Here is a 24,288-nt window from a genome sequence, read left to right on the forward strand (position 1 = left end):
GGCCGCCACCCGCGCCCCGAGGGGGCGCGGGGAACTGTGCGACCGGCCACGACGGGAGCCGCGGACAAGCGACGGCCCATCGCGGCTCAACCGGCGGTCAGCCCTTCGTGCCGCCCGCGGTCAGGCCGGTCACCAGGTTCTTCTGCACGAGGTAGAAGAACGCGGAGACGGGGATCGCGACCAGGACCGCGGTGGCGGCCATCAGGTTGCGCTGGGCGTCGTGTTCGCTGACGAAGCTCTGCAGACCGACGGCGAAGGTGTACTTCGTGTCGGACAGCATGAACGTCGAGGCGAAGGCGACCTCCCCGAACGCGGTGATGAAGCTGTAGAACGCGGCGACCGCGAGGCCCGGCTTGGCGAGCGGCAGGATCAGCCGTGCGAACGTGCCGAAGGGGGTCAGCCCGTCGACGCGTCCCGCCTCGTCGATCTCGAACGGGATCGTGTCGAAATAGCCCTTGAGCAGCCAGGCGCAGTACGGCACGGCCGTCGAGCAGTAGACGAGGATGAGTCCAAGGTAGCTGTCGATGAGCTTCAGTTCCGACAAAATCTCGTACATCGGCACCATCAGTACGGCTACCGGGAACATCTGCGTGACCAGGAGCACCCACATGAACTTCCGATAGCCCGGGAAGCGCATGCGGGAGACCGCGTAGCCGGTGGTCGCCGCGATCAGCACCCCTATGACGGTGGTGCCGAGCGAGACGACGAGGGTGCTGACCAGCCAGTCGAAGAACGGTGTCTCCTGGAGCACGTACGAGTAGTTGGCAAATGTCATCTTGCCGAAGATGCGCTCGGGATGCAGGTAATCGTCCTTGTCCGGGCCGAGGGACAGGAACAGCAGCCAGGCGATCGGGAACAGCGCCACCAGGCTCGCCACGGCGAGGATCGCGTGGGAGGCGAGGGAGCCGGCGAGGCTGTTCTCGCCCCGTCGCCGGGTCCTGGGCGCCGACGGGGTCCGCGCGAGGGGCCCGCCGTCCTCGGGAGCCGTGGTCTTGACGGTCGTGGTGCTCATGGGGGCTCCTGCCTCAGATCGCGAGCTGCTGCTCATCGCGGTTCAGCCAGCGGCGGTAGAAGGAGGTGAAGACGATCAGGATGGCCAGCAGCAGGATGCCGTAGGCCGCCGACTGCGCGAAGTCACGCGGTTGCTGCCCGAAGCCGAGGTAGTACGCCCAGGTCACGAGGATCTGCGCCTCGGGCGCGGTGTCGCCGAACAGCAGGAAGATGACGGCGAACTGGTTGAAGGTCCAGATGACGCCGAGGAGTACGACGGTGGAGCTGACGGACCTCAGGCCCGGCAGGGTGACGTAGCGGAAACGCTGCCAGGCGCTCGCGCCGTCCATCTCGGCCGCCTCGTAGAGAGAGGAGTCGATGGACTGGAGTCCGCCGAGCAGCGAGACCATCATGAACGGCACACCGCACCAGGTGTTGACCATGATCGCGGCGAACCGCTGCCAGAAGGTGTCCTCCAGCCACAGCGGGGCCGGCAGGTGCAGCGCTTCGAGGGAGGCGTTGATGACACCGCCGTCGGCGAGCATGAAGCGCCAGCCGAAGACGGTGACGAAGGTGGGCACGGCCCACGGCAGGACCAGGATCAGCCGGTAGAAGGTGCGGCCGCGCAGCTTCTGGTTGAGCAGCAGCGCGAGGCCGAGGCCGATGACGTAGTGCAGGGCGACGCAGAGGGCGGTCCAGACGATCGTCCAGACGAAGTGCGACCAGAAGCGGTCGTACGCGGTCGGGCCCCACAGGATGTCGGCGTAGTTGTCGAAGCCGATGAACTCGTAGGTGGCCTCGATGCGGTTGACGCCGATCGTGCGCGCCGAGTTGAGGCTGTTGGCGTTGGTGAGGGTGAGATAGAAGCCGCGCGCCAGCGGATACAGCACCAGGACGCCGAGCACGACGACCACCGGGGCGATCATCGCGTACGCGTACCAGTACCGCTGGTACGACTGCCTCAGACGCGTCAGCCTGCCCGGGCGCCCGCCCGGTTCACCTCGGCGCTTGCCGGTCGCTCGGTCGATGGCGACTGTCATCGTTCGACACCTTCTGGAAGATCAGGGGCTGGGCTGGGCTGGGGACAGGCCGGTGACCGCCGCGTCCGTCACCCGGTGGAACGCGGGTGGGGACGCGGCGGCCACTCGGGGTCACTTGCTGTAGTCCGGGACCAGCTTGGCGATCGCGGTCTCCGCGTCGCCGAGGCCCTTGTCGAGGGACTTCTTGCCGCCGGCGATCGCGAGCAGCTCGGTGTCGAGCGGGCCCCACAGGGAGCTGTACTCGGGCAGCTCGGGGCGCGGCTGGGCGGCGGCGAGCACGGTCTGGTAGCCGGCGATGCCCGGGTCGGCCTTGACCTCGGTGGTGTAGGCGTCGTCGCGGGTGGGCAGCGTGGAGTTCTTCAGGGCGATGGTCTCCTGGGACTTCGCCGAGGTCATGAAGTTGACGAACTTCAGCGACGCCTCCTGCTTCGCCTTGTCCGAGCCGGCGTAGACGGAGAGGTTGTGGCCGCCGGTCGGGGCGCCCGCCGTGCCGGTGGAGCCGGCCGGGACGGTGGCGATGCCCAGGTTGGCCTTGTCCTTGAACGCCGAGCCCTTGTAGAAGTTCGTGATCTCCCACGGGCCCTGGACGATCGAGGCGACCTTGCCGTTGACGAAGGCGTCCTGGATGTGGGCGTAGGCGTCGGCGGTGGTGTCCGCCTTGTGCAGGCCCTTGCCGTCGAAGAGGTCCAGCCAGGTGCCGTACGCCTTCTTGGCCTCGGCGGAGCCGACGGTGATCTTCTTGGCGGCGACGTCGACGGTGTCGCTGCCCTCGCCGTACAGGAAGGACTGGGCGTAGTAGGCCTGGGTGGAGCCCCAGTAGCCGTCGACGCCGGTCTCGTCCTTGACGGTGGCGGCGGCCTTCTTCAGGTCGTCCCAGCTCTTGGGGGCCTCGGTGATGCCGGCCTTCTCGAAGAGGTCCTTGTTGTAGACCAGCGCGAGGGTGTCGGTGACGAACGGGACGCCGTAGGTCTTGCCGTCGTACTGGGCCTGCTTGATCAGGTTGGGCTGGAACGCGTCCTGGTCCTTGAGGGCCTCGGTGCCGTCCAGCGGCAGGAAGAAGCCCTTCTTGGCGAAGGCGGGCGTCCAGCCGACCTCGGAGCGCAGGATGTCCGGGGCGCCCGTGGCACCGGCGGCGGTGTCGAACTTGTTCTGCGCCTGGTCGAAGGGCACGTTGACGTACTTGACCTTGATGTCCTCGTGGGCGGCCTCGAACTCCTTGACCAAGGCCTTGTACGTCGGCGCCTCATTGGTGGCGTTGGAGGTGTCCCACCAGGTGATGGTGACCGGACCGTCGGCCGAGTCGCCGCTGTCGCTTCCGCCGCAGGCCGTCGCCGTGAGGGCGATCGACGCCACCAGCGCGGTGGCCGCTATGCCACGCCGCATGAGATCTCCTTGAGGGTGAAAGCCCGTGTGCTGGGAGGGAAGGCCCCGTCTGCCGTCCCTGCCGAGTGCCGGCGCGCCGTTGCCGCCGCCGGGCGTGGCCGAACGTAACAGCGATGTAAGCCGGACGAAAGACCTTGCTGCAAAAAAATGCAAGAACCGGTGATGGTTACTCCGCCGTGACCCGCTCTCGACCACCCCGAAACCCGGTATCCGGGCCGCTCAACGAGGTGCGGGGCGACCATGAAAGACTCTGCAAGCTCTTGCCACGACGCGCGCGTACGGCAATCATCACTCCGTCAGCCTCTTGCGGATTGCGGAAGCCACCCCTTTCCGCGCAGGGGCGCCCCCACGGACACCGACGAGAATCACGAGGGACCGCGATGACGCAGCAGCCCGCAGCGGGCCGCACCCCCGCCCGCCCCCGGCGCCGGGCCGGTGGGCAAGCGCAGGCCCGGCCGGTACAGTCCAGTGCTGTGACCACACGGCTTGCCGACATCGCAGCCCAGGCGGGGGTCAGCGAGGCGACTGTCAGCCGCGTCCTGAACGGGAAGCCGGGCGTCGCCGCCACCACTCGCCAGTCCGTTCTGGCCGCCCTCGACGTCCTGGGCTACGAGCGGCCCGTACGGCTGCGCCAGCGCAGCGCCGGCCTGGTGGGCCTCATAACCCCGGAGCTGGAGAACCCCATATTCCCGGCCCTGGCCCAGGTCATCGGCCAGGCGCTGACCCGGCAGGGCTACACCCCGGTCCTCGCCACCCAGACCCCCGGCGGATCGACGGAGGACGAGCTGACGGAGATGCTCGTCGACCGGGGCGTCGCCGGCATCATCTTCGTCTCCGGTCTGCACGCCGACACCTCGGCCGACATGCAGCGCTACGAGCAACTGCGCGCCCAGGGCGTGCCGTTCGTCCTCGTCGACGGGTTCTCTCCGAAGGTGCAGGCCCCCTTCATCTCGCCGGACGACCGGGCGGCGATGGCCCTCGCGGTGACGCACCTGGTGTCACTGGGGCACACGCGGATAGGTCTGGCCCTGGGCCCCAAGCGCTTCGTGCCGGTCCAGCGCAAGATCGAGGGCTTCGTCCGGACGATGCAGGACCAGTTGGGCCTGGCGGCCGCGGCCGTGGAGTCCGAGTTCGTCCAGCACTCCCTGTACACCCTGGAGGGCGGCCAGGCGGCGGCCCTGGCGCTCATCGACCGGGACTGTACGGCGGTGGTGTGCGCGAGCGACATGATGGCGCTGGGCGCGATCCGGGCGGCCCGGCAGCGGGGCCTTCAGGTGCCGCAGGACGTCTCGGTCGTCGGCTTCGACGACTCCCCCCTGATCGCCTTCACCGATCCCCCGCTGACGACGGTCCGCAAGCCGGTGCCGGCGATGGGGCAGGCGGCGGTGCGTACGCTGCTGGAGGAGATCGGCGGGACTCCGGCGCCGCACAGTGAGTTCGTGTTCATGCCGGAGCTGGTGGTGCGGGGGTCGACCGCTTCGGCTCCTGGGGACCGGTCTCGTACCTGAGACGGAGAGAACGGGGAACGATGCCATACGTGCGTAGGAGATGTCCCTCCGTGGTACCCCGACGAACGTGCGTGATGAACCCGACCAGAGGATGATCGGTGGGGAACGGCTTATCTGGCAGACTCTGTGCCCATGGGTGACTCAACCGTGACGACACTGGAGGAAGGCCGGGAGCAGGCCGCTCCGCGCTCCGTCACGGACGGGCCGGAGCCGGGGGCGCTGCACCGGCTGAGGGCTCCGCGACGCCCGCGCTTCTGGTTCGAGATCCTTCTGATCGCGGTGAGTTACTGGACGTACTCCCTGATCCGCAACGCGGTCCCCGAGCAGAGGACGCAGGCGCTCAGCAACGCCGACTGGATCTGGAAGGTGGAGCACCACCTCGGGATCGCGGTCGAGGAGACGATCAACCACTCCGTGAACTCGGTGACATGGCTGATCGTCGGCATGAACTACTACTACGCGACCCTGCACTTCATCGTCACGCTCAGTGTCCTCGTGTGGCTCTACCGTAGTCACCCGGGTCGTTACGCGGCGACGCGTCTGGTGCTCTTCGCCACCACCGCCGTGGCCCTCGTCGGCTACTACTTCTACCCGCTGGCCCCGCCCCGCCTGATGACGGGCGAGCACTTCATCGACACGGTCGTCGTCCACCAGACCTGGGGCTCCATGGCCTCCGGCGACCTGAAGAACATGTCGAACCAGTACGCCGCGATGCCGTCCATGCACATCGGCTGGTCGCTGTGGTGCGGCCTGACGATCTTCGCGCTGGCGTCGGTGCCGTGGGTCCGGGTGCTGGGCCTGCTCTACCCCGCGCTGACGCTCGTCGTGATCGTCGCCACCGCCAACCACTTCTGGCTGGACGCGGTGGGCGGCATGATGTGCCTCGCCTTCGGCTTCGGGGTGGCCCGGCTCTGGTACGGGACCCTGCCGTACGCGCTGCCGCGCCAGGTGGCGGGGAGTGCCGGGCCGACGGAGCCGGCGCCGGTCAAGGTGTAGCGCCGCGGTCGGGTGCCGCCTGCCGCGGACCCGTGGCGTGGGCGGCGTCCCGCAGCGCCCTGACGAAGGTCCCCAGGGCCGGCTGCGGTGGAGCCGTCTCCCGTACGGCCACGTGGATGGAGCGCCGGGGTTCCGGGTCGGCGAGGCGTCGTACGACGAGGTCCGGATGGCGGCTGCCCAGGCCGAGCCCGGGGATCAGGCCGACGCCCAGCCCGGCGGCGACGAAGCCCTGTGCGGTGGTGTAGTCCTCGCTCTCCACCACGAACCTGGGCCGGAAGCCGGCCTCGGCGCACGCCTCCAGCTGGGCGTCCAGGCAGGGCCCCGGCCACTCGCTGCCGACCCATGGCTCGTCGGCGAGGTCGGACAGGTGCAGGGCGGGCCGGTCGGCGAGGGGGTGCGTGGCGGGCAGTACGGCGAAGTAGGTGTCGTCGAGCAGGTGCAGCAGCCGTACGCCCTCGGGGTCGGCCCCGCGCGGCCGTACGACGAGCGCGAGGTCCGCGCGACCCTCCTTGACGGCCGGGAGCGGGTCGTCGGGGTCGATGAGCCCCAGCTCGATCCGGACGCCGGGGTGCTCGGCGCGCAGCCGGGCGACGGCGGGAGCCACCAGGGAGGCACCGGCCGTGGCGAAGTACCGCACGGCGAGCCGTCCCGTGCGTCCCGCCCGCAGGTCGGCCAGCGCGGTCTCCGCCTCCGCGACCTGCCGGCCGATCGTGCCGGCGTACTCGGTGAGCAGCAGCCCGGCCGCCGTGGGCCGCACCCCGCGCCCGACGCGCTCCAGCAGCGCGATCCCGGCCTCCTTCTCCAGCGCCGCGACCTGCTGACTGATCGCGGACGGGGTGTAGCCGAGGGCGGTCGCGGCCGCCGTCACCGAGCCACTGGTCACCACGGTCCTGAGCACCTGCATCCGCCGCCCATCGAGCATGTAGACCAGCTTAAAGGTATGTGCACAATTCTTCGCTTGTCCTTATGTGTCCTGGTGCCGGACCGTGGAGCGCATGCCTCTCGCGTCCACCCTTCGCATGGCCGTCCTCGCCCTCCTCTGGGGCTCCGGCTTCCTCTGGATCAAGCTCGCCCTCAACCACGGCCTGTCGCCGCTCCAGATCACGGTCGCCCGGTGCGCTCTGGGCGCCGGGGTGCTGCTGGCCCTGGCCCTCGCCGCGCGTCAGCGCCTGCCACGCGACCGGCGGACCTGGGGCCATCTGCTGGTGGCGGCCTTCTTCTGCAACGCCCTGCCCTTCGCGCTCTTCAGCATCGGCGAGCAGACCGTCGACTCGGGCACGGCGGGTGTCCTCAACGCGACGACCCCCCTGTGGGCCCTCCTCCTCGGCCTCCTCCTCGGCACCGACCGCCCCCTCTCCCCCGCGCGCCTCACCGGCCTGCTGCTCGGCTTCACCGGAGTCCTGCTGATCTTCGCGCCCTGGCAGCGGGCGGGACTGATGACCGGGGGTGCGCTCGCCCTGCTCGGGGCCGCCGTCAGCTATGCGGTGGCCTTCGCGTACATGGGCCGGCATCTGACGGGGCGCGACGCTCCGCTCGCGGTCTCCGCCGCGCAGCTTCTCACGGCGACGGGGTGGGCGGGCCTGGCGCTGCCCGCCGGGGACTCCGGCGGGACCGGAGCGGACCTGACCGCGCTGATCGCGGTGACCGTCCTGGGGATCTTCGGAACAGGGGTGACCTTCTACCTCAACTACCGCCTGATCGCGGACGAGGGGGCGACGAGCGCGGCGACGGTCGGCTATCTGCTGCCGGTCGTGTCGGTCGCCCTGGGTTCGCTGTTCCTCGACGAACGGGTCGGGCCCCGGGTGATCGCGGGGATGGTCGTGGTCCTGGCGGGCGTGGCGCTGACCCGCCCCCGGCGGGCGGCGAAGTGCCTCACGCCCCGTAGAACAACTCCTCCACCACACCCCGAGCCCGCCGGGTGATCCGGCGGTAGTCGTCGAGCATGTCGCCCACATGTCCGGGGCCGTACCCCAAGTACCGGCCCACGGCGGCGAGTTCGCGGCCGTCGGAGGGGAACGTGTCGCCGGCCCGGCCTCGTACGAGCATCACGGCGTTGCGTACGCGGGTGGCCAGGACCCAGGCCTCGTCCAGTATGGCCGCGTTCTCCGCGCTCACCAGGTCGGCCGCGTGCGCCGCGGCCAGGGCCTCGCGGGTGCGGGTCGTGCGGAGGCCCGACTCGCGCCAGCCGTGCCGGAGTTGGAAGAGCTGGACGGTCCATTCGACATCGGACAGCCCGCCGCGTCCGAGCTTGGTGTGGAGGGTCGGGTCGGCGCCGCGTGGCATGCGCTCCGACTCCATACGGGCCTTCAGGCGCCGGATCTCGCGTACGGCGTCGTCGCCGAGTCCGTCCGCCGGATAGCGGAGCGGATCGATGAGGTCGATGAAACGGCGGCCCAACTCATCGTCCCCGGCGACGGGTTCGGCGCGCAGCAGGGCCTGCGACTCCCATCCCAGGGACCAGCGGCGGTAGTAGGCCTCGTACGACTTCAGCGTCCGTACGAGGGGCCCGGACTTGCCCTCGGGCCGGAGGTCCGCGTCGATGAGGAGGGGCGGGTCGGCGCTCGGGATCTGGAGCAGGCGGCGCATCTCGGAGACGACCGCGTTCGCGGCGCGGGCCGACTCCTGTTCGTCGGCGCCCTCCCTCGGCTCGTGCACGAACAGGACGTCGGCGTCGGAGCCGTAGCCCAGTTCGTGGCCGCCGAAGCGGCCCATGCCGATGACGGCGAAGCGGGTGGGGAGGGTGTCGCCCCACCGGTCGCGGACCACGGCCCGCAGGGTGCCCGCGAGGGTCGCGGCCGTGAGGTCGGAGACCGCGCCGCCCACCAGGTCGACGAGGGCGCCCTGGTCGGCGGTCACCGGGGACGCCTCGGTGCCGTACGAACCGACGATGTCCATGGCGGCCGTACGGAAGAGTTCGCGGCGGCGGACGCCACGCGCGGCCGTGACGGCCTGCTGGGCGCCGTCGGCGCGGCCCACGGCGGCGAGGATCTCCTGTTCCAGGTGGGCGCGTTCGCGGGGTTCGAGCCCTCCGGCGCCACCGGCGACACCGTCCCCGTCGCCGAGGAGGGAGACGGCCTCGGGGGCGCGCATGAGGAGGTCGGGGGCCAGGCGCCCGGCGGAGAGCACGCGCGCCAGGTTCTCCGCGGCGGCGCCTTCGTCACGCAACAGCCGTAGGTACCAAGGGGTTTTGCCGAGGGCGTCCGAGACCTTGCGGAAGTTGAGGAGTCCGGCGTCGGGGTTGGCGGAGTCCGCGAACCAGCCCAACAGGACGGGCAGAAGGGTGCGTTGGATGGCCGCCTTGCGCGAGACACCGGAGGCCAGGGCCTCCAGGTGACGGAGGGCGGCGGCCGGATCCGCGTAGCCGAGGGCGACGAGGCGCTCGCGGGCCGCGTCGGCGCTCAACCTGGTTTCACCGGGGGCGAGTTGGGCGGCCGCGTCGAGGAGCGGGCGGTAGAAGAGCTTCTCGTGCAGACGCCGTACGACCGCCGCGTGGCGGCGCCACTCGCGGTTCAGCTCGGCGACCGGATCGGTGCGCAGCCCGAGTGAACGGCCGATGCGCCGCAGGTCGTTGTCGTCCTCGGGCACGAGGTGGGTGCGGCGCAGGCGGTAGAGCTGGATGCGGTGTTCCATGGACCGCAGGAAGCGGTACGCGGCGTCGAGTTGGGCCGCGTCCGTCCGTCCCACGTACCCGCCGGCGGCGAGCGCGCCCAGCGCGTCGAGCGTGGTCCCGCTGCGCAGCGAGGTGTCGCCGCGCCCGTGCACCAGCTGAAGCAGTTGCACGGCGAACTCGACGTCCCTCAACCCACCCGGCCCGAGCTTGAGTTGACGGTCGACCTCGGAGGCCGGGATGTTCTCCACGACCCGGCGCCGCATGCGCTGCACGTCGGGGACGAAGTTCTCCCGCTCGGCCGCCTTCCAGACGAGCGGTTCGAGCGCGGCGACGTACTCCTCGCCGAGATCGAGGTCCCCCGCGACCGGCCGGGCCTTGAGCAGCGCCTGGAACTCCCAGGTCTTCGCCCACCGCTGGTAGTACGCGAGGTGACTGCTGAGCGTGCGGACGAGCGGGCCGTTGCGCCCCTCCGGCCGCAGATTCGCGTCGACGGGCCAGATGCTGCCCTCGACCGTCGTCTCGGAGCAGATCCGCATCATGTGCGAGGCGAGACGGGTGGCGGCCCGGATCGCCTTCTGCTCGTCGGCGCCGTCCGCGGTCTCCCCGACGAAGATGACGTCGACGTCGGAGACGTAGTTCAGCTCGTGGCCGCCGCACTTGCCCATCGCGATCACCGAGAGCCGGCACAGCGCCGCGTCCTCCGGCGCGGCGGCACGAGCGATCGCGAGGGCGGCGCGGAGCGTGGCGGTGGCGAGGTCGGCGAGTTCTGCCGCGGCCTGGGCGACGTCGGTCGTCCCGCAGACGTCACGGGCGGCGATGGAGAGCAGACAGCGGCGGTACGCGACGCGCAGCGAGACGGGGTCGGTGGCCTCCGCGAGCCCCCGCTCGAACTCCTCGACGCCCGGATGCAGGTCCTGCGCCTCGTACGTCACGAGCGCCTGCCAGTCCTGCGCGTGCCGGGCCAGATGGTCGCCGAGCGCGGCGGACGCGCCGAGCACCCCCAGCAGCCGGTCCCGCAGCGGCTTGGCCGCTATCAACGTGTCCAGCACCGCCTGCCGGGCCGTACGGTCCGGCTGCGCCTCCAGCAGCCGTACGAGGCCCAGCAGGGCGAGGTTCGGATCGGCGGTCGCCCCCAGCGCGTCCAGCAGCACCGGATCGTTCCGCACGCCCGACAGCTCGGCACTGTCCAGCAGCCGCTCGGCGGCGCTGGGATCGGTGAAACCGTGCCGCAGCAGTCGCGAAAAGGTGCTGCTCCTGCGCCCCGGCGCCGTCATCCCAGGCCTCCCGTCGGATCGAGCCCGCTCATCCACTCACCCGATCGCCCGACTCCACCGGTCGAGGCCGCACGGGCGATCAAGGTCGTACGGGCATGAGCCTAGCCGGAGTGCCTGGGAGAAGCGCCGGTCAGCCGGGGCGGGTTCCGTGCCGGGGCCGGTGGTGGGCGTACCAGTGCCGCCGTCCGACGGGACCGCACTTGCCGTGTCCACGACCACTCCGCCGAGGAGGACAACGGGACCGACCCGATACGACGCCGCACCTGGGCGGAGGCGGTGTCGGCGGAGCCGGTGGTGACCACCGTTCAGCTGGAACTCGTCGGGCTCGCCTTCTCCGGGCTCGTCGCCCTGGCGGGATGGCCGTTCGGGTGGCTGCCCGATCCCGGTCTGGTCGCGCTCATGACGGGCATCACCGCGTCGGGGCCCGCGGCCGAGCTGTATCGCGCGGGGCGCCCACCGCGGCGGCGCGCCGTCGTCTCCGCCCTCCTGGCGCCGGCAGCGGTGACCCCGCTCGTGGCCGCGGCGACGAACTGGGCCCTGCCCGCAGCGGCCGACCCGGGCATCGGTCTCGTCGTCGGCTATGTCGTGGCGCTGCCTGTGGGCGTGGCCGTGCTGGATCGGCTTCTCGGCGGCGCGAAGACCGGATGACCTCGGCGTGCGGAGCTCACCGAGGAACGGTGGGATGAGTTTCCGGGCCCTGCGGAGTCTGCCCTGTGACGACAGGTGAGACGTGACGCACAACAGGTACCGATAACCGCTGACAGGAAGTGACACCCCATGGCGAACACCAGTTCCCCGCAGACCCGGCTCGACCCCCGCTACAGCGATCCGGCCGCCGACGCGATCCCCTGGCCGGAGGCCGAGGCGCGGCTGTCCGACGCCGAGCTGTTCTGGATCTCGACGGTGCGGCCGGACGGGCGGCCGCATGTGACGCCGTTGCCCGCGGTGTGGTCGGAGGGGGCGCTGCACTTCTGTACGGGACCTGATGAGCGGAAGGCGAAGAACCTCGCGGCGAACCCGCAGGTCGTGCTGACGACCGGCACGAACACCTGGGACAGGGGCTACGACCTGGTGGTGGAGGGAGAGGCCGTACGCGTGTCGGATGACGGTCGGCTACGGGAACTGGCCGCCGCGTGGGAGGCGAAGTACGGCAGTTTCTGGCACTTCGAGGTGCGGGACGGGTGTTTTCAGCACGGTGCGGGGCGGGCTTTCGTGTTCTCGGTGGCGCCAGGCACGGTTTTCGGCTTCGGTAAGGGGGAGCCGTTCAGCCAGACGCGGTGGCGGTTCGGCTGATCCGGACAAGCGATACGACGTGGTGCACAGGCACTCCCGTCAACGGCGACCTGGAGGACCAGGGATGCAGTACACGCTCGAAGTGATTCCGCTGCCCGTGAGCGACATCGACCGGGCCCGGGACTTCTACCGGGACAAGGTCGGCTTCCATGTCGACATCGACCAGGAGGTCATGCCGGGCATGCGGATCGTCCAGCTGACTCCCCCGGGCTCCGGCTGTTCGGTCGCCCTGGGTGACGCCATCTGGGACATGGCCCAGGGCCCCAAGCCGGCCCCCGGCTCGTACCAGGGCCTCCAGCTCTGCGTCGCCGACATCAAGGCCGCCCACGCCGAACTCCTCGAACGCGGCCTCGACGTCTCCGAACCCGTCCAGTACGCCCCCGACGACGGCGCCACCTTCATGTACTTCAAGGACCCGGACGGCAACGGCTGGGCGATCCAGGAGTACCGGCGCAGGGTCGCGGAGCCGCTGCACCAGGTCCTGGCGGACCTGGCGAAGCAGCGGTAGGCGGTAGCAGGCAGCAGTGGCAAGCAGCAGCACGTAGTACCCGTAGTCCGGAGTACCCGTAGTCCGTCCGGACTACGGGTAGGAGCGGGCCGGTCTGGGGCCGTCGGCGAGATAATCGGCTCGCGACCCCCGCGCAGCGGCTGGCAGGGTGCCGTGCATGGCGCCCCAGTACGAGATCCGTGCCGACTACGACGCTCGCACGATCGTGGTCTATCAGGCGTACCCGCCTGCCATCGCCGACTCGGCGCTGCGGGCCGGCCGCTTCGTCGAGCCGTTCTCGTTCCGTCGGATGACGTGGATCAAGCCGTCGTTCCTGTGGTTGATGCACCGCAGCAACTGGGCCCGCAAGCCCGGCCAGGAGCGGGTGCTGGCGGTGCGGATCACTCGGGAGGGCTGGGAGGAGGCGCTGTCGCAGGCCGTGCTGACGACGGCGGACCCGGCGGCCGTGGCCCGGGCCGCCGTCCACGTCCAGTGGGACCCGGAGCGCTCGGCGCGCGGGGCCGCGCTGAACCACTACAGCATCCAGGTCGGCATCGGCCGCCACCTGATCCGGACCTTCACCGACGACTGGACCGTCGGCCTCACCGACCTCACCCCCCACGTCCGCAAGGCCGCGGAACTGATGCGGACCGGCCGGACCGACAGGGCCCAGCGCCTGTTCCCCGCCGAGCGCGTCTACCCATTGCCCCCGGCACTGGACTGCCTACGCACTGCGCGATGAGCCACCCGCCCGGGACCGGTGACACCCGCAGTCGTCCAGGAACGGAGGAACGGATAGCGCGGTCGACGCCCGGGGCGGCCCCGCGAACCGCCGGCAAACGGAAGGGGAGCCCCAGGTGGGGCTCCCCATCTCTCATCGCCCGGCTGCGGGCGCCGGTCGTACGCATTGCAGATCGCGCTCATAGACGTCCCCCAGGACGTCGACGACCTGTATACGAACGTCGAGCCTGGACAGGCGTCCCGCGGCGTCGGGCCCCAAGGCCAGCACTTCCATGCCGTTTCGCGCATCAGTGGCCATGGGTAAGGACGCACCCGAGCCGATGTGCTGAAGGAAATAGTCCTGGTTCCAGGTGAGGCCGATTCCGTTCAGGACGTCGACGGCCTCATGCCAGGAAATCCAGTCGGCGGGGACGTTCCTCGCGCTCGGCTGCACTTGGTTAACCTCGATGCGGTAGAGCACGCTCCGCACCACAGAGCGGCCACCACCCCCATTGACGACCCGGACGGTTCGCTGCGATTCCGTGAGCGCGTCGCTCCCCCCTTTTCCGGCTGCCCAACTGAGCACGGGATGCATGGTGAGGGACAGCTGGGTGCGCGTCACCATGACGCCGACGAGCAGGGCGACGACGGCCGCACAGGTCGAGGATTCGAGCAGGGTGAAGCGCCACGGCCACTCGGCGCGCACACCCTTGTCCAGATTGGACTTCACCGTCTCCCAGACAAGGTCGACGCATACGACGCCCAGAAGCAGCCGTGGCAGAAGAAAGGTGCCGCGACTCGTGGAGACTCTTCGCTGATCCCACGGTGACACGTCCACTCATCCCCCAAGCTCCGCCCTCACTCGGGACCAATGATCCAGCGCGTCACGCCCGGTGAACAGGGAGCGGACGGACCGGCGGACGGCGGACCCACAGACGGCCCAGAGCCCGTGACACGCCGTGGGGCCGACGGCTCACAGCCGTCGGCCCCACGTGTCGTTCTGGCGGCACAGCGCTCTGACCTGCCCCTACAGCACCGGCAGGTTCTTCCGCAGCTCGAAGGCGGTCACCTCGGAGCGGTACTCCTCCCACTCCTGGCGCTTGTTGCGCAGGAAGAAGTCGAAGACGTGCTCGCCGAGGGTTTCGGCGACGAGGTCGCTGCGCTCCATGAGGGTCAGGGCCTCGCCGAGGTTCTGCGGGAGGGGCTCGATGCCCATCGCGCGGCGTTCCGCGTCAGAGAGGGCCCAGACGTCGTCCTCGGCGCCCGGCGGGAGTTCGTAGCCCTCCTCGATGCCCTTGAGGCCGGCGGCCAGGAGCATCGCGTAGGCCAGGTAGGGGTTCGCGCCGGAGTCCAGGGAGCGGACCTCGACCCGTGCCGAGCCCGTCTTGCCGGGCTTGTACATGGGGACGCGGACCAGGGCGGAGCGGTTGTTGTGGCCCCAGCAGATGTACGAGGGGGCCTCGCCGCCGGCGCCGGCGGTGCGCTCGGAGCCGCCCCAGATGCGCTTGTAGGAGTTGACCCACTGGTTGGTCACGGCGGCGATCTCCGCGGCGTGCTTCAGCAGGCCCGCGATGAAGGAACGGCCGACCTTCGAGAGCTGGTACTCCGCGCCCGACTCGTAGAACGCGTTCCGGTCGCCCTCGAAGAGGGAGAGGTGCGTGTGCATGCCCGAGCCGGGGTGCTCGCTGAACGGCTTCGGCATGAACGTCGCCTGGACGCCCTGCTCCAGCGCCACCTGCTTCATGACCAGGCGGAACGTCATGATGTTGTCCGCCGTGGAGAGCGCGTCGGCGTAGCGGAGGTCGATCTCCTGCTGGCCCGGGGCGCCCTCGTGGTGGGAGAACTCGACCGAGATGCCCATGGACTCCAGCATGGTGATCGCCTGGCGGCGGAAGTCCATGCCGACGTTCTGGGGGGTGTGGTCGAAGTAGCCGGAGTTGTCCGCCGGGGTCGGGCGGGAGCCGTCCGTCGGCTTGTCCTTCAGGAGGAAGAACTCGATCTCGGGGTGGGTGTAGAAGGTGAAGCCCAGGTCGGAGGTCTTGGCCAGGGCACGCTTGAGGACGTAGCGCGGGTCCGCGAAGGACGGGGAGCCGTCCGGCATGAGGATGTCGCAGAACATCCGGGCGGTGCCGGGGGCCTCGGCGCGCCAGGGCAGGACCTGGAAGGTCGACGGGTCCGGCTTGGCGATCATGTCGGATTCGTACACCCGGGCGAAGCCCTCGATGGCCGAGCCGTCGAAGCCGATGCCCTCGTCAAACGCCTGTTCCAGCTCGGCGGGGGCCACGGCGACGGACTTCAGGAAGCCCAGCACGTCCGTGAACCACAGGCGTACGAAACGGATGTCGCGCTCCTCCAACGTACGGAGCACGAACTCCTGCTGCTTGTCCATCTTCCGCTTCCACCCATTCCTTGCTGGTCAGGCCGCCTTGCTCCCGGGCTGCGGGAGGCGGTCGGGCACCTGAGCATCCCACCACAACACCATTTCATGCGCGTTGCGCACCTTGATCGGCAAACCGACCTCCAGTCGAACGCCCGGCATACGGCAGATGGACCACCCGCTCCGCAGGTGGACCGCTCGCTCCGCCGCTCAACCGCTCTGCCGCCCATCTTGCCTGCTCGCGCCGACATCCGTAACGCCGGAGTCGACCGACTTCCGTCACTCCGCGTGGTCCGACGGCCGTCGGCGTCCGTCGGGGTCCGTCACACCGGCCCCGAAACCGGGGCGGCGCCCGTGGCCGGGGGGCAGCATGGGAGGCGGGATCCCTCGTTTACGAGAGGGAGCGGATCAACTTACGATCAGCTGATCCGACCGTCCCATCCGACCCATCCCCCACTAAGGACACATCCCATGGCCGCCAAGACCAACAGCAGCGGGGACCGCAAGGCGCGCATCGAGGCGATGCGCCGTGCCGAGCGCTCCCGCGAGCGCCGGACCCGGATCCTCACGATCGGCGCCAGCGTGCTGATAGTCGCCGGCCTCGTCGTGGGCGGGACGGTCCTGATCCGCTCGCAGTCCGACGACAGCGACAGCAGCAGCACCGCGAGCGACTCCAAGTCCACGGGCAAGTGGAAGACCGGGTCGGACGGGGTCAAGACCTGGAGCACCAAGCTCACCCAGAACCACGTCACCAAGTCCGTGACGTACCCGATGGAGCCGCCGGTGGGCGGCGACCACAACCCGGTCTGGCAGAACTGCAACGGCGACGTCTACGACAACGCGATCAAGAACGAGAACGCCGTGCACTCGCTGGAGCACGGCGCGGTGTGGGTGACGTACAACAGCAAGGCCTCCGACGCCGACGTAAAGGCCCTCGCGGAGAAGGTCAAGAAGACCCCGTACACGCTGATGAGCCCGGTCGACGACCAGAAGGACCCGATCATGCTCAGCGCGTGGGGCCACCAGCGCACGGTGACGAGCGCGACCGACCCGAACGTCGGCAAGTTCTTGGAGACGTACGTCCAGGGCGAGCAGACGCCCGAGCCGGGTGCAGCGTGCACCAACGGCGTCTCCTGACGACGGCGGCACTGGCACAGTGGGACGTATGAAGCACATCGGTTGGATCGCCTCCGGGGCCGCGGTGGTACTCGTCGCGGCCGGGGCGATCACGTACGCGGTCGCCGACGGCGACGAGCCCGGACTGAAGGCCCCCGCCGCCGACTCCGCCGACGCGGGGTTCGCCCGGGACATGGCCGTCCATCACCAGCAGGCCGTCGAGATGTCGTACATCGTGCGCGACCGGACGGACGACGAGGAGGTCCGGCGGCTCGCGTACGACATCGCGCAGACGCAGGCCAACCAGCGCGGCATGATGATCGGCTGGCTCGATCTGTGGGGCCTGCCGAAGGTGTCGTCGCAGGAGCCGATGGCTTGGATGGGCATGGGCGACATGGCCTCCGGCGAGGACGGTTCGCTGATGCCGGGCATGGCCACCAACGCCGAGATGGAGAAGCTCGGCAAGCTCAACGGCAAGCAGGCCGAGATCTTCTTCCTCCAGTTGATGACCGACCATCACAAGGGCGGCGTCCACATGGCGGAGGGCTGTGTCTCCCAGTGCACGGTCGGCGTGGAGAAGAAGCTCGCCCAGGGCATGGTCAACGCCCAGGAGTCCGAGATCTCGTTGATGACGGGGATGCTCAAGGAACGTGGGGCCGCGCCGCGGTAGTCCACCTCCCGGCGTGATCCGTCACCTCTGAGGCCCGCCCAGGGGCGTGTGCCGCGATTCCCTCGCGCATGCGGCCCTGGGGCTTCCCGCGTTCGCCGGTGGGCCTCTCGGCCCAGCCATGCCCCTCGCTCCAAACGTGGGGCGCCCCACACCCCATTGCGTCGCTCTGACGATTACACTGGCCCCGTGCCTCAACTTCGTCTCGCTTTGAATCAGATCGACTCGACGGTCGGCGATCTCGCCGGGAACGCCGAGGCGGTGGTCCGCTGGACCCGGCACTCCGCCGAGCAGGGAGCGCATCTGGTGGCGTTCCCGGAGATGGTGCTGACCGGGTACCCCGTCGAGGACCTGGCGCTGCGCCAGTCCTTCGTGGAGGCCTCCCGCTCCGCGCTGAAGGCGCTCGCCGCGCGGCTCGCCGACGAGGGCTTCGGGGAGCTGCCGGTGATCCTCGGCTACCTCGACCGCACCGAGTCCGCCGCGCCGAAGTACGGCCAGCCGGCGGGGGCCCCGCGGAACGCGGGCGCGGTGCTGTACCGGGGCGAGGTGGCGCTCACCTACGCCAAGCACCACCTCCCCAACTACGGCGTGTTCGACGAGTTCCGCTACTTCGTGCCCGGCGACACCATGCCGGTCGTGCGGCTGCACGGCGTCGACATCGCCCTCGCCATCTGCGAGGACCTCTGGCAGGACGGCGGCCGCGTCCCGGCGGCCCGGTCCGCCGGGGCGGGGCTGCTGCTCTCCATCAACGCCTCGCCGTACGAGCGCGACAAGGACGACACCCGCCTGGAACTGGTCCGCAAGCGCGCCCAGGAGGCCGGCTGCACGACCGCGTATCTGGCGATGATCGGCGGGCAGGACGAGCTGGTCTTCGACGGCGACTCGATCGTCGTCGACAAGCACGGCGAAGTGGTCGCGCGGGCGCCGCAGTTCGCGGAGGGGTGCGTGGTCCTCGACCTCGACCTCCCGACGGCGGCCGCCGCCCCCGTGACCGGTGTCGTCGACGACGGGCTGCGCGTCGACCGGCTCGTGATCTCCGAGGAGCCACTGCCCGCGTACGAGCCCGAGCTGACCGGCGGGTACGCGGAGCGCCTCGACGACGACGAGGAGGTCTACTCGGCGCTGGTCGTCGGCCTGCGGGCGTACGCGGCGAAGAACGGCTTCCAGTCCGTCCTGATCGGCCTCTCCGGCGGTATCGACTCGGCGCTCGTCGCGGCCATCGCGTGCGACGCGCTGGGCGCGCAGAACGTGTACGGCGTGTCCATGCCGTCGAAGTACTCGTCGGACCACTCCAAGGGCGACGCGGCGGAGCTGGCACGCCGGACGGGCCTCAACTTCCGCACGATCTCGATCGCGCCGATGTTCGACGCGTACATGGCGTCGACGGAGCTGACGGGCCTGGCCGAGGAGAACCTCCAGTCACGTCTGCGCGGCACGCTGCTGATGGCGATCTCCAACCAGGAGGGCCACATCGTGCTGGCGCCCGGCAACAAGTCGGAGCTGGCGGTGGGGTATTCGACGCTGTACGGCGACTCGGTGGGCGCGTACGGCCCCATCAAGGACGTGTACAAGACGTCGATCTTCCGGCTCGCCGAGTGGCGCAACCGGGCGGCGGAGGAGCGGGGCCAGACCCCGCCGATCCCGGAGAACTCCATCTCCAAGCCGCCGAGCGCGGAACTCCGCCCCGGCCAGGTCGACACCGACTCCCTCCCGGACTACCCGGTCCTGGACGCGATCCTGGAGCTCTACGTCGACCGCGACCAGGGTGCCGACGCGATCGTCGCCGCCGGGTTCGACCGGGAGCTGGTGAGCAGGACCCTGCGGATGGTCGACACCGCGGAGTACAAGCGGCGCCAGTACCCGCCGGGGACGAAGATCTCGCCGAAGGGCTTCGGCAAGGACCGCCGACTGCCGATCACGAATCGGTGGCGGGAGCAGGCGTAGCGGCAGCGCGGGTCACGGCTCGGTGGGGTGCCGTCCCGCCGAGCCGACCTTGCCGCGCGCAGGGCTGCCGGCGAAACGTGCCTGGCTGCCCGGACGAACGCGCAGGGCTGGCCGAGCACATGCGCGAAGTCTCAGTGCCCAGCGCCCGACGCAACCTCGACAGCGCCGGGCGGGGTTGACCCGGGGACGGGCGCCTCGGACGCCGCCTGCTCGACGGCTGGCGGCTCGGGCGCGGTGAGCGGTGTGGGGGACGGAGTTCGGTAGGCGCGGAGAGGGGTGTTGGTCGCAGCCACGGCGGCGATGACCAGAGTGGCGGTGAGGCCCCCGGCGACCAGGGCGAAGGGGGCCGAGGTAGCCGACGCCAGGAGGCCGCCGCGAAAGTTGCCGATTTCGGGGCCCGCTACGCCGATGACGTGGTCCACGGAGGAGACCCGTCCCCTGTAGGCATCCGGGGTCTCGAACTGGACCAGGGCACTGCGGGTGATCACGGACACGGTGTCGGCGGCGCCGGCCACGGCCAGGCAGCCGAGTGCCGACCACAGCGACCCGGCCAGGCCGAAGCCGGCCAGCGCCAGGCCCCAGACGCCGGCCGCGGCCAGCTGGACAAGGCCGCTGCGGCGCAGGCGGGTGACCGTGCCGGAGAGCAGGCCTGCCGTGAGCCCTCCGACCGCGACGGCCGAGAGGAACAGGCCGAGGGTCTGCGGGTCACCGCCGAAGCGAATCTCGTTGACCAGCGGGAAGAGTGCGATGGGCATCGCGAGCAGCGTCGCGGCCAGGTCGGTGGCCATCGAGCCCCACAGCGTCGGGCGGCGCAGGACGATTCGCCAGCCTCCGCGCTCCGGCCGGCGCCCGGCACTCTTCGCGTCGGTGCGCTCAGGTGTCATGGCCGGGAGTCGGAGCACCCCGAGCAGCGAGACCGCGACGGCCACGGCCTGTGCGGCGTAGGCGGCGGAGAAGTCCCAGCGGGCGATGATCAGCCCGGCCAACGCGGGCCCGGCCAGCATCGCCATCTGGAATGAGACGTTGGTCAGCGCGAGACCGGCCGCAACCTGGTCGGCCGGGAGCAGCCGGACCGGGAAGGTTCGGCGGGCGGGGGCGCCGAGCGCGTTGCAGGCGGCCCCTACGGCGACTAGGCCGAGTAGCAGCAGTACATTCCGGTTGTCGGCCAGAGCCTGGGCACACAGTCCTACGGCGGCCAGCAGTTGACCCACGGTGGTGGCCCACACCACTGCACGGCGATCCACGGCGTCAGCCAACGTGCCGCCCAGTAACCCGAACAGCACGATCGGCAAGCCAGTGGCGAACCCGATGGCTCCGGTGCCCACGGGACTGCCGGTCAGGTCCCAGACCTGAGCCAGCACCGCCACGGCTGCCATCTGGCCTCCGAGTTGGGCGGCCGACGTGCCGATCCACAGATTGCGGAACGGAAGGCTGCCGCGCAGCGGGCGGGTGTCGAGAAGCCGGACCCGTAACCTCATCGCGGCGGCTCGACGAGATGGTGGAGGATGCGCTGCGTCATCGACCGGTGCTCCAGGGCCCGCCGCACCTCGTCGACGACGGTGGTCAGGGCGTACGGAATCTCCGCGTCCAGTTCGGCGACCGTCGCGTGGGTGGCGCGCCACTCGGCCTCGAGAAACGGCACCAGCGACCGGCCGCGCTCGGTCAGTTCGATCCGCCGGGTGCGGGCGTCGGGCCCCGGCTCGGAGGTGACCAGGCCCTCCTTGCGCATGGCGGTGACGGTCTGGCTGATCGCGGAGTGCGAGCGGCCCAGGGACTCCGCGAGCTCACGGATGGTCAGTGGCCCGGTATGGGCGAGCCGGATCAGCGGATAGGCGAATCTCGGCCGCACCCCTTCGATGCCGCGTTCGACGTAGACCTGCTCGATCTCGGCGTCCATGGTGGCCAGCAGTTCGTGCAGCGATTGCCAGGGATCGGGCACCGCCGTGGGGTCAGAGAATGTCACAGCGCTAATATAACAGCGCTGTGACAAATGGCTACGGCCGACGCCGTTCCAGCCAGCCGTGCATAACGGCCCTCGGCGTTCGCCGCAGTGGGTGGGCAATCGTGGGAGTGCGAGCACTTGTTCCCATAACCGGGACCACGAATCGCTACAGACGGCGGGCTCCGCCGGCCGGACCCTGCCGCGACGCGAGGAACGAGTGACTCTCCCCGTCGAGCGGGACCACCCGAGGGTGCGGGCGCTGCACGAGTCCTGGGGCTACGAGTGGTTCGGCGAGGTACTGCCGTTCCCGGACTCCCCGCTGTTACGACGCCATGGTGTCGGAGCTGCACTGAAGGGCGTCGCTCGCCTCAGACCCGTACCGTCTCCGACTCCCCCGGTACATGCGACGCCACCACACGCCCACGGCTCTGGCCGGTCCGCGGCGGAGCGGTGGTGGCGCGGCGGGTGTCGACCGTGTAGGCCACGCCCGCGACCGCCAGGCCGACGACCGCGAGGCCCGCGCCGACGACCGCCGGGGCGGTGGCGCCGAGGCCGGCTGCCAGGGCGAGGCCGCCGATCCAGGCGCCGCCGGCGTTGGCGAGGTTGAAGGCGGCCTGGTTGGCGGAGGAGGCGAGGGAGGGGGCGGTGGCGGCCTTCTCCATGACCATCAGCTGGAGGGGGGAGCCGGTGGCGAAGGCGGCGGTGCCGAGGAGGAGGACGGCCAGGGCCGCGCTCCACTGGGCGGACATGAGGACCGGGAAGAGCGCGAGCACCACGATCAGCGATGCCAGGCCGCCGAAGAGGGTGCCCCGCAGGGAGTGGTCGGCAAGGCGGCCGCCGGCCAGGTTTCCGATGGTCGCGCCCACGCCGAACAGCGCGAGCAGCAGGGTGACGCTGGTCCCGGCGAACCCGGCGGAGTGCGTGAGCATCGGCGTGATGTAGCTGTAGGCGGAGAAGAGCGCGCCGAAGCCGGCGACGGTCGTGCCGAGGGCGAGCCAGACGGGCAGTGAGCGCAGGGCGCCCAGTTCGCCGCGCAGACCGGCCGTCGGCGCGGCCGCGCGGTCGTGCGGCAGCAGCAGCGCCAGGGAGGCGATCGCCGCCAGTCCGATCGCGCTCACGCCGAGGAAGGTGATCCTCCAGCCGAAGTGCTGGCCCACGAGGGTCGCGACGGGCACGCCGGCGACGTTGGCGATCGTCAGCCCCAGGAACATCAGCGAGACCGAGCGGGCCTTGCGCTCCGGCGCCACGAGGCCGGTCGCGACGACCGCGCCGACGCCGAAGAAGGCGCCGTGCGGCAGACCGCTGAGGAAGCGGGCGGCGAGCAGCCAGTGCTCGTCGGGGGCGAGGGCGGACAGCGCGTTGCCGGCGACGAAGAGGGCCATCAGCCCGATCAGAACCTTGCGGCGGGGCAGGCGGGAGGTGACCGCGGCGAGCAGCGGGGCGCCGATGACGACGCCCAGCGCGTACGCGGAGACCAGGTGACCGGCGGCGGGGATCGAGATGCCGAGGTCGTCGGCGACCTCGGGGAGGAGGCCCATGATGACGAACTCGGTCGTGCCGATTCCGAAGGCGCCTACGGCGAGAGCGAGCAGGGCCAAGGGCATGGCGGAGAGACCTTTCAAAGACTGCAGGAGGGCAGGGGGAGGGGAATCCGATTCGGTTCCATCGTATGTTCACTGACGGAACAAACTCGAACCCGGGCCCTATTCCCTCCGCGCCCCCGACCGTCCCACCAGCTCCGTCAGCCCCCGGACGTGTCGATCGTCACCCGCGCCGCCACCGGAAGATGGTCGCTGCCCGTCTCCGGCAGGGTCCACGAGGCCGTCGGCTCCATGCCCCGGACCATGATCTGGTCGATCCGTGCCAACGGGAACGTCGCGGGCCAGCTGAAGCCGAAGCCGCTGCCCGCGGCGCCCTGGGTGGAGCGCATCTGGGCGGTGACGGCGTTCAGGGCGCGGTCGTTCATCGTGCCGTTGAGGTCGCCGAGGAGGGCGACCTGCTCGATCGGCTCGTCGGCGATGGCCTCGCCGAGGGCGTTGGCGCTCTTGTCGCGCTGGCGGGCGGTGAACCCGGCCTCCAGCTTCACCCGCACCGAGGGCAGATGGGCGACGTACACGGCGACCGGCCCGTCCGGCGAGGCCACCGTCGAGCGCATCGCGCGCTCCCAGCCGAGCTTGATGTCGACGGGCTTGGTGTCGCTCATCCGGTACTTGCTCCACAGCCCGACGGTGCCGACGACCTCGTGGTACGGGTACGTCGCGGCCAGGGCCTTCTCGTACACCGGCATCGCGCTCTCGGTCAGTTCCTCCAGCGCCACCACGTCCGCGCCGGACGCGGCGACCTCGCCGGCCGTGCCGGACGGGTCGGCGTTGTCCGCGTTCACGTTGTGGGTGACGACGGTGAAGTCACCGCCGCCGCCGGTCTTGCTGGTGACCAGTCCGCCGAAGATGTTCAGCCAGACGACCGTGGGCACCAGCAGCGCGATGAGCGCGGTCGCCGACCTGCGGACCAGCGCGAGGACGAGCAGCAGCGGGATGGCGACGCCCAGCCAGGGCAGGAACGTCTCGGTCAGGCTGCCGAGGTTGCCGACGGCGTTCGGGACTTGGGCGTGCAGCACCATCAACAGGGCGACGAGGACCGCGAGGACGGCGAGGACGATGCCGCGCCGCCAGATCCGCCGGTCCCCTCTCCAGCCGCCGAAGAGACGGCTCAGCAGGCGCCGAAGCCGGGATTGTTCGCGGCCCTGACCCATGCCGCCGCCGCCCGTCTCCGTCATGTACGCCTGCGCCATACCGTCCTCACAAACTGCCGTGCGCTTCGTCCCCCGCGCCTAAAGACCCTAGGGGATGATCGCCGTCGATCCTGCCGCCACATGGCGGCCGTACGGGCACGAGGACGAACAACCCGCTGTTCGGAGTTCCGAACCGGCGGACAGGTCCCG

At 70.4% G+C, this 24,288-nt stretch carries 21 protein-coding genes; 10 read left to right on the plus strand and 11 right to left on the minus strand.

The window, feature by feature from the left end; translation table 11 throughout:
• Positions 1-97 precede the first annotated feature (97 nt).
• The 3 genes from OG272_RS13380 to OG272_RS13390 all read right to left on the minus strand — a co-directional run bounded on the left by OG272_RS13380 (position 98) and on the right by OG272_RS13390 (position 3,413).
• Positions 98-1,012, minus strand: coding sequence for an ABC transporter permease subunit (locus tag OG272_RS13380; protein ID WP_326583294.1), 915 nt, complete (start codon positions 1,010-1,012; stop codon positions 98-100).
• A gap of 13 nt (positions 1,013-1,025) precedes the next feature.
• Positions 1,026-2,030 (minus strand): carbohydrate ABC transporter permease, encoded by a 1,005-nt coding sequence (locus tag OG272_RS13385; protein ID WP_405893390.1) that lies wholly within the window; start codon positions 2,028-2,030, stop codon positions 1,026-1,028.
• A gap of 111 nt (positions 2,031-2,141) precedes the next feature.
• Positions 2,142-3,413, minus strand: a complete 1,272-nt coding sequence (locus OG272_RS13390) for an extracellular solute-binding protein (RefSeq protein WP_326583292.1) — start codon at positions 3,411-3,413, stop codon at positions 2,142-2,144.
• A gap of 473 nt (positions 3,414-3,886) precedes the next feature.
• Between OG272_RS13390 and OG272_RS13395 the strand changes: the two genes are divergently transcribed.
• Positions 3,887-4,921 (plus strand): LacI family DNA-binding transcriptional regulator, encoded by a 1,035-nt coding sequence (locus OG272_RS13395; protein WP_326583291.1) that lies wholly within the window; start codon positions 3,887-3,889, stop codon positions 4,919-4,921.
• Between the two features lie 132 nt (positions 4,922-5,053).
• A complete protein-coding gene (locus tag OG272_RS13400) occupies positions 5,054-5,917 on the plus strand; it encodes a phosphatase PAP2 family protein (RefSeq protein WP_327730090.1) in 864 nt (287 codons plus the stop codon).
• Here OG272_RS13400 and OG272_RS13405 read toward each other — a convergent pair.
• Positions 5,907-6,839 (minus strand): LysR family transcriptional regulator, encoded by a 933-nt coding sequence (locus tag OG272_RS13405; protein ID WP_405893393.1) that lies wholly within the window; start codon positions 6,837-6,839, stop codon positions 5,907-5,909. The two genes, OG272_RS13400 and OG272_RS13405, sit on opposite strands and share 11 nt — an antisense overlap.
• Before the next feature lie 73 nt (positions 6,840-6,912).
• Between OG272_RS13405 and OG272_RS13410 the strand changes: the two genes are divergently transcribed.
• A complete protein-coding gene (locus OG272_RS13410) occupies positions 6,913-7,839 on the plus strand; it encodes a DMT family transporter (protein WP_405893395.1) in 927 nt (308 codons plus the stop codon).
• Here the strand turns inward: OG272_RS13410 and OG272_RS13415 are convergent.
• Positions 7,790-10,801 (minus strand): bifunctional [glutamine synthetase] adenylyltransferase/[glutamine synthetase]-adenylyl-L-tyrosine phosphorylase, encoded by a 3,012-nt coding sequence (locus tag OG272_RS13415; RefSeq protein ID WP_326583287.1) that lies wholly within the window; start codon positions 10,799-10,801, stop codon positions 7,790-7,792. The genes OG272_RS13410 and OG272_RS13415 overlap by 50 nt on opposite strands.
• A 294-nt stretch (positions 10,802-11,095) precedes the next feature.
• On the opposite strand from OG272_RS13415, the gene OG272_RS13420 reads away from it, so the two are divergent.
• From OG272_RS13420 to OG272_RS13435, 4 genes are all read left to right on the plus strand, one after another.
• Positions 11,096-11,449 carry a hypothetical protein gene (locus tag OG272_RS13420; protein WP_405893397.1) on the plus strand — a complete coding sequence of 118 codons (354 nt, stop codon included), beginning with the start codon at positions 11,096-11,098 and terminating at the stop codon, positions 11,447-11,449.
• A 129-nt stretch (positions 11,450-11,578) separates the two neighbouring features.
• On the plus strand, positions 11,579-12,094 hold the full coding sequence (locus OG272_RS13425; protein ID WP_327730085.1) for a pyridoxamine 5'-phosphate oxidase family protein: 516 nt from the start codon (positions 11,579-11,581) through the stop codon (positions 12,092-12,094).
• Positions 12,095-12,158: 64 nt separating this feature from the next.
• Entirely contained in the window at positions 12,159-12,602 is a 444-nt protein-coding gene (locus tag OG272_RS13430; RefSeq protein WP_326583284.1) for a VOC family protein, read from the plus strand.
• A gap of 157 nt (positions 12,603-12,759) precedes the next feature.
• A complete protein-coding gene (locus OG272_RS13435; protein WP_327730084.1) occupies positions 12,760-13,323 on the plus strand; it encodes a DUF4291 domain-containing protein in 564 nt (187 codons plus the stop codon).
• Between the two features lie 132 nt (positions 13,324-13,455).
• Here OG272_RS13435 and OG272_RS13440 read toward each other — a convergent pair whose 3' ends face one another.
• Together OG272_RS13440 and OG272_RS13445 are read right to left on the minus strand one after the other, a co-directional pair.
• Positions 13,456-14,031, minus strand: coding sequence for a hypothetical protein (locus OG272_RS13440; RefSeq protein WP_327730083.1), 576 nt, complete (start codon positions 14,029-14,031; stop codon positions 13,456-13,458).
• Between the two features lie 297 nt (positions 14,032-14,328).
• The gene (locus OG272_RS13445; protein ID WP_326583281.1) at positions 14,329-15,690 is read right to left on the minus strand and encodes a glutamine synthetase family protein; all 1,362 of its coding nucleotides are present in this window, start codon (positions 15,688-15,690) and stop codon (positions 14,329-14,331) included.
• Between the two features lie 459 nt (positions 15,691-16,149).
• On the opposite strand from OG272_RS13445, the gene OG272_RS13450 reads away from it, so the two are divergent.
• From OG272_RS13450 to OG272_RS13460, 3 genes are all read left to right on the plus strand, one after another.
• A complete protein-coding gene (locus tag OG272_RS13450; RefSeq protein ID WP_328222832.1) occupies positions 16,150-16,815 on the plus strand; it encodes a DUF3105 domain-containing protein in 666 nt (221 codons plus the stop codon).
• A 28-nt stretch (positions 16,816-16,843) separates the two neighbouring features.
• Positions 16,844-17,464: a DUF305 domain-containing protein gene (locus OG272_RS13455; RefSeq protein WP_326583279.1), complete on the plus strand. Its 621-nt coding sequence runs from the start codon at positions 16,844-16,846 to the stop codon at positions 17,462-17,464.
• Positions 17,465-17,650: 186 nt separating this feature from the next.
• Entirely contained in the window at positions 17,651-19,405 is a 1,755-nt protein-coding gene (locus OG272_RS13460; protein WP_326583278.1) for an NAD+ synthase, read from the plus strand.
• A gap of 131 nt (positions 19,406-19,536) precedes the next feature.
• On the opposite strand, the gene OG272_RS13465 is transcribed toward OG272_RS13460, so the two are convergent.
• The 4 genes from OG272_RS13465 to OG272_RS13480 all read right to left on the minus strand — a co-directional run bounded on the left by OG272_RS13465 (position 19,537) and on the right by OG272_RS13480 (position 24,138).
• The gene (locus OG272_RS13465; protein ID WP_405893401.1) at positions 19,537-20,883 is read right to left on the minus strand and encodes an MFS transporter; all 1,347 of its coding nucleotides are present in this window, start codon (positions 20,881-20,883) and stop codon (positions 19,537-19,539) included.
• Positions 20,880-21,368: a MarR family transcriptional regulator gene (locus tag OG272_RS13470; RefSeq protein ID WP_327730080.1), complete on the minus strand. Its 489-nt coding sequence runs from the start codon at positions 21,366-21,368 to the stop codon at positions 20,880-20,882. Before OG272_RS13470 ends, OG272_RS13465 begins: the two co-directional genes overlap by 4 nt.
• 347 nt (positions 21,369-21,715) lie before the next feature.
• Positions 21,716-22,951 (minus strand): MFS transporter, encoded by a 1,236-nt coding sequence (locus OG272_RS13475; RefSeq protein ID WP_328222834.1) that lies wholly within the window; start codon positions 22,949-22,951, stop codon positions 21,716-21,718.
• Positions 22,952-23,088: 137 nt separating this feature from the next.
• Positions 23,089-24,138 carry an endonuclease/exonuclease/phosphatase family protein gene (locus OG272_RS13480; RefSeq protein ID WP_405893404.1) on the minus strand — a complete coding sequence of 350 codons (1,050 nt, stop codon included), beginning with the start codon at positions 24,136-24,138 and terminating at the stop codon, positions 23,089-23,091.
• Between the last annotated feature and the right edge of the window lie 150 nt (positions 24,139-24,288).

The organism is Streptomyces sp. NBC_00104, from assembly GCF_045160825.1.
Classification (GTDB): domain Bacteria; phylum Actinomycetota; class Actinomycetes; order Streptomycetales; family Streptomycetaceae; genus Streptomyces.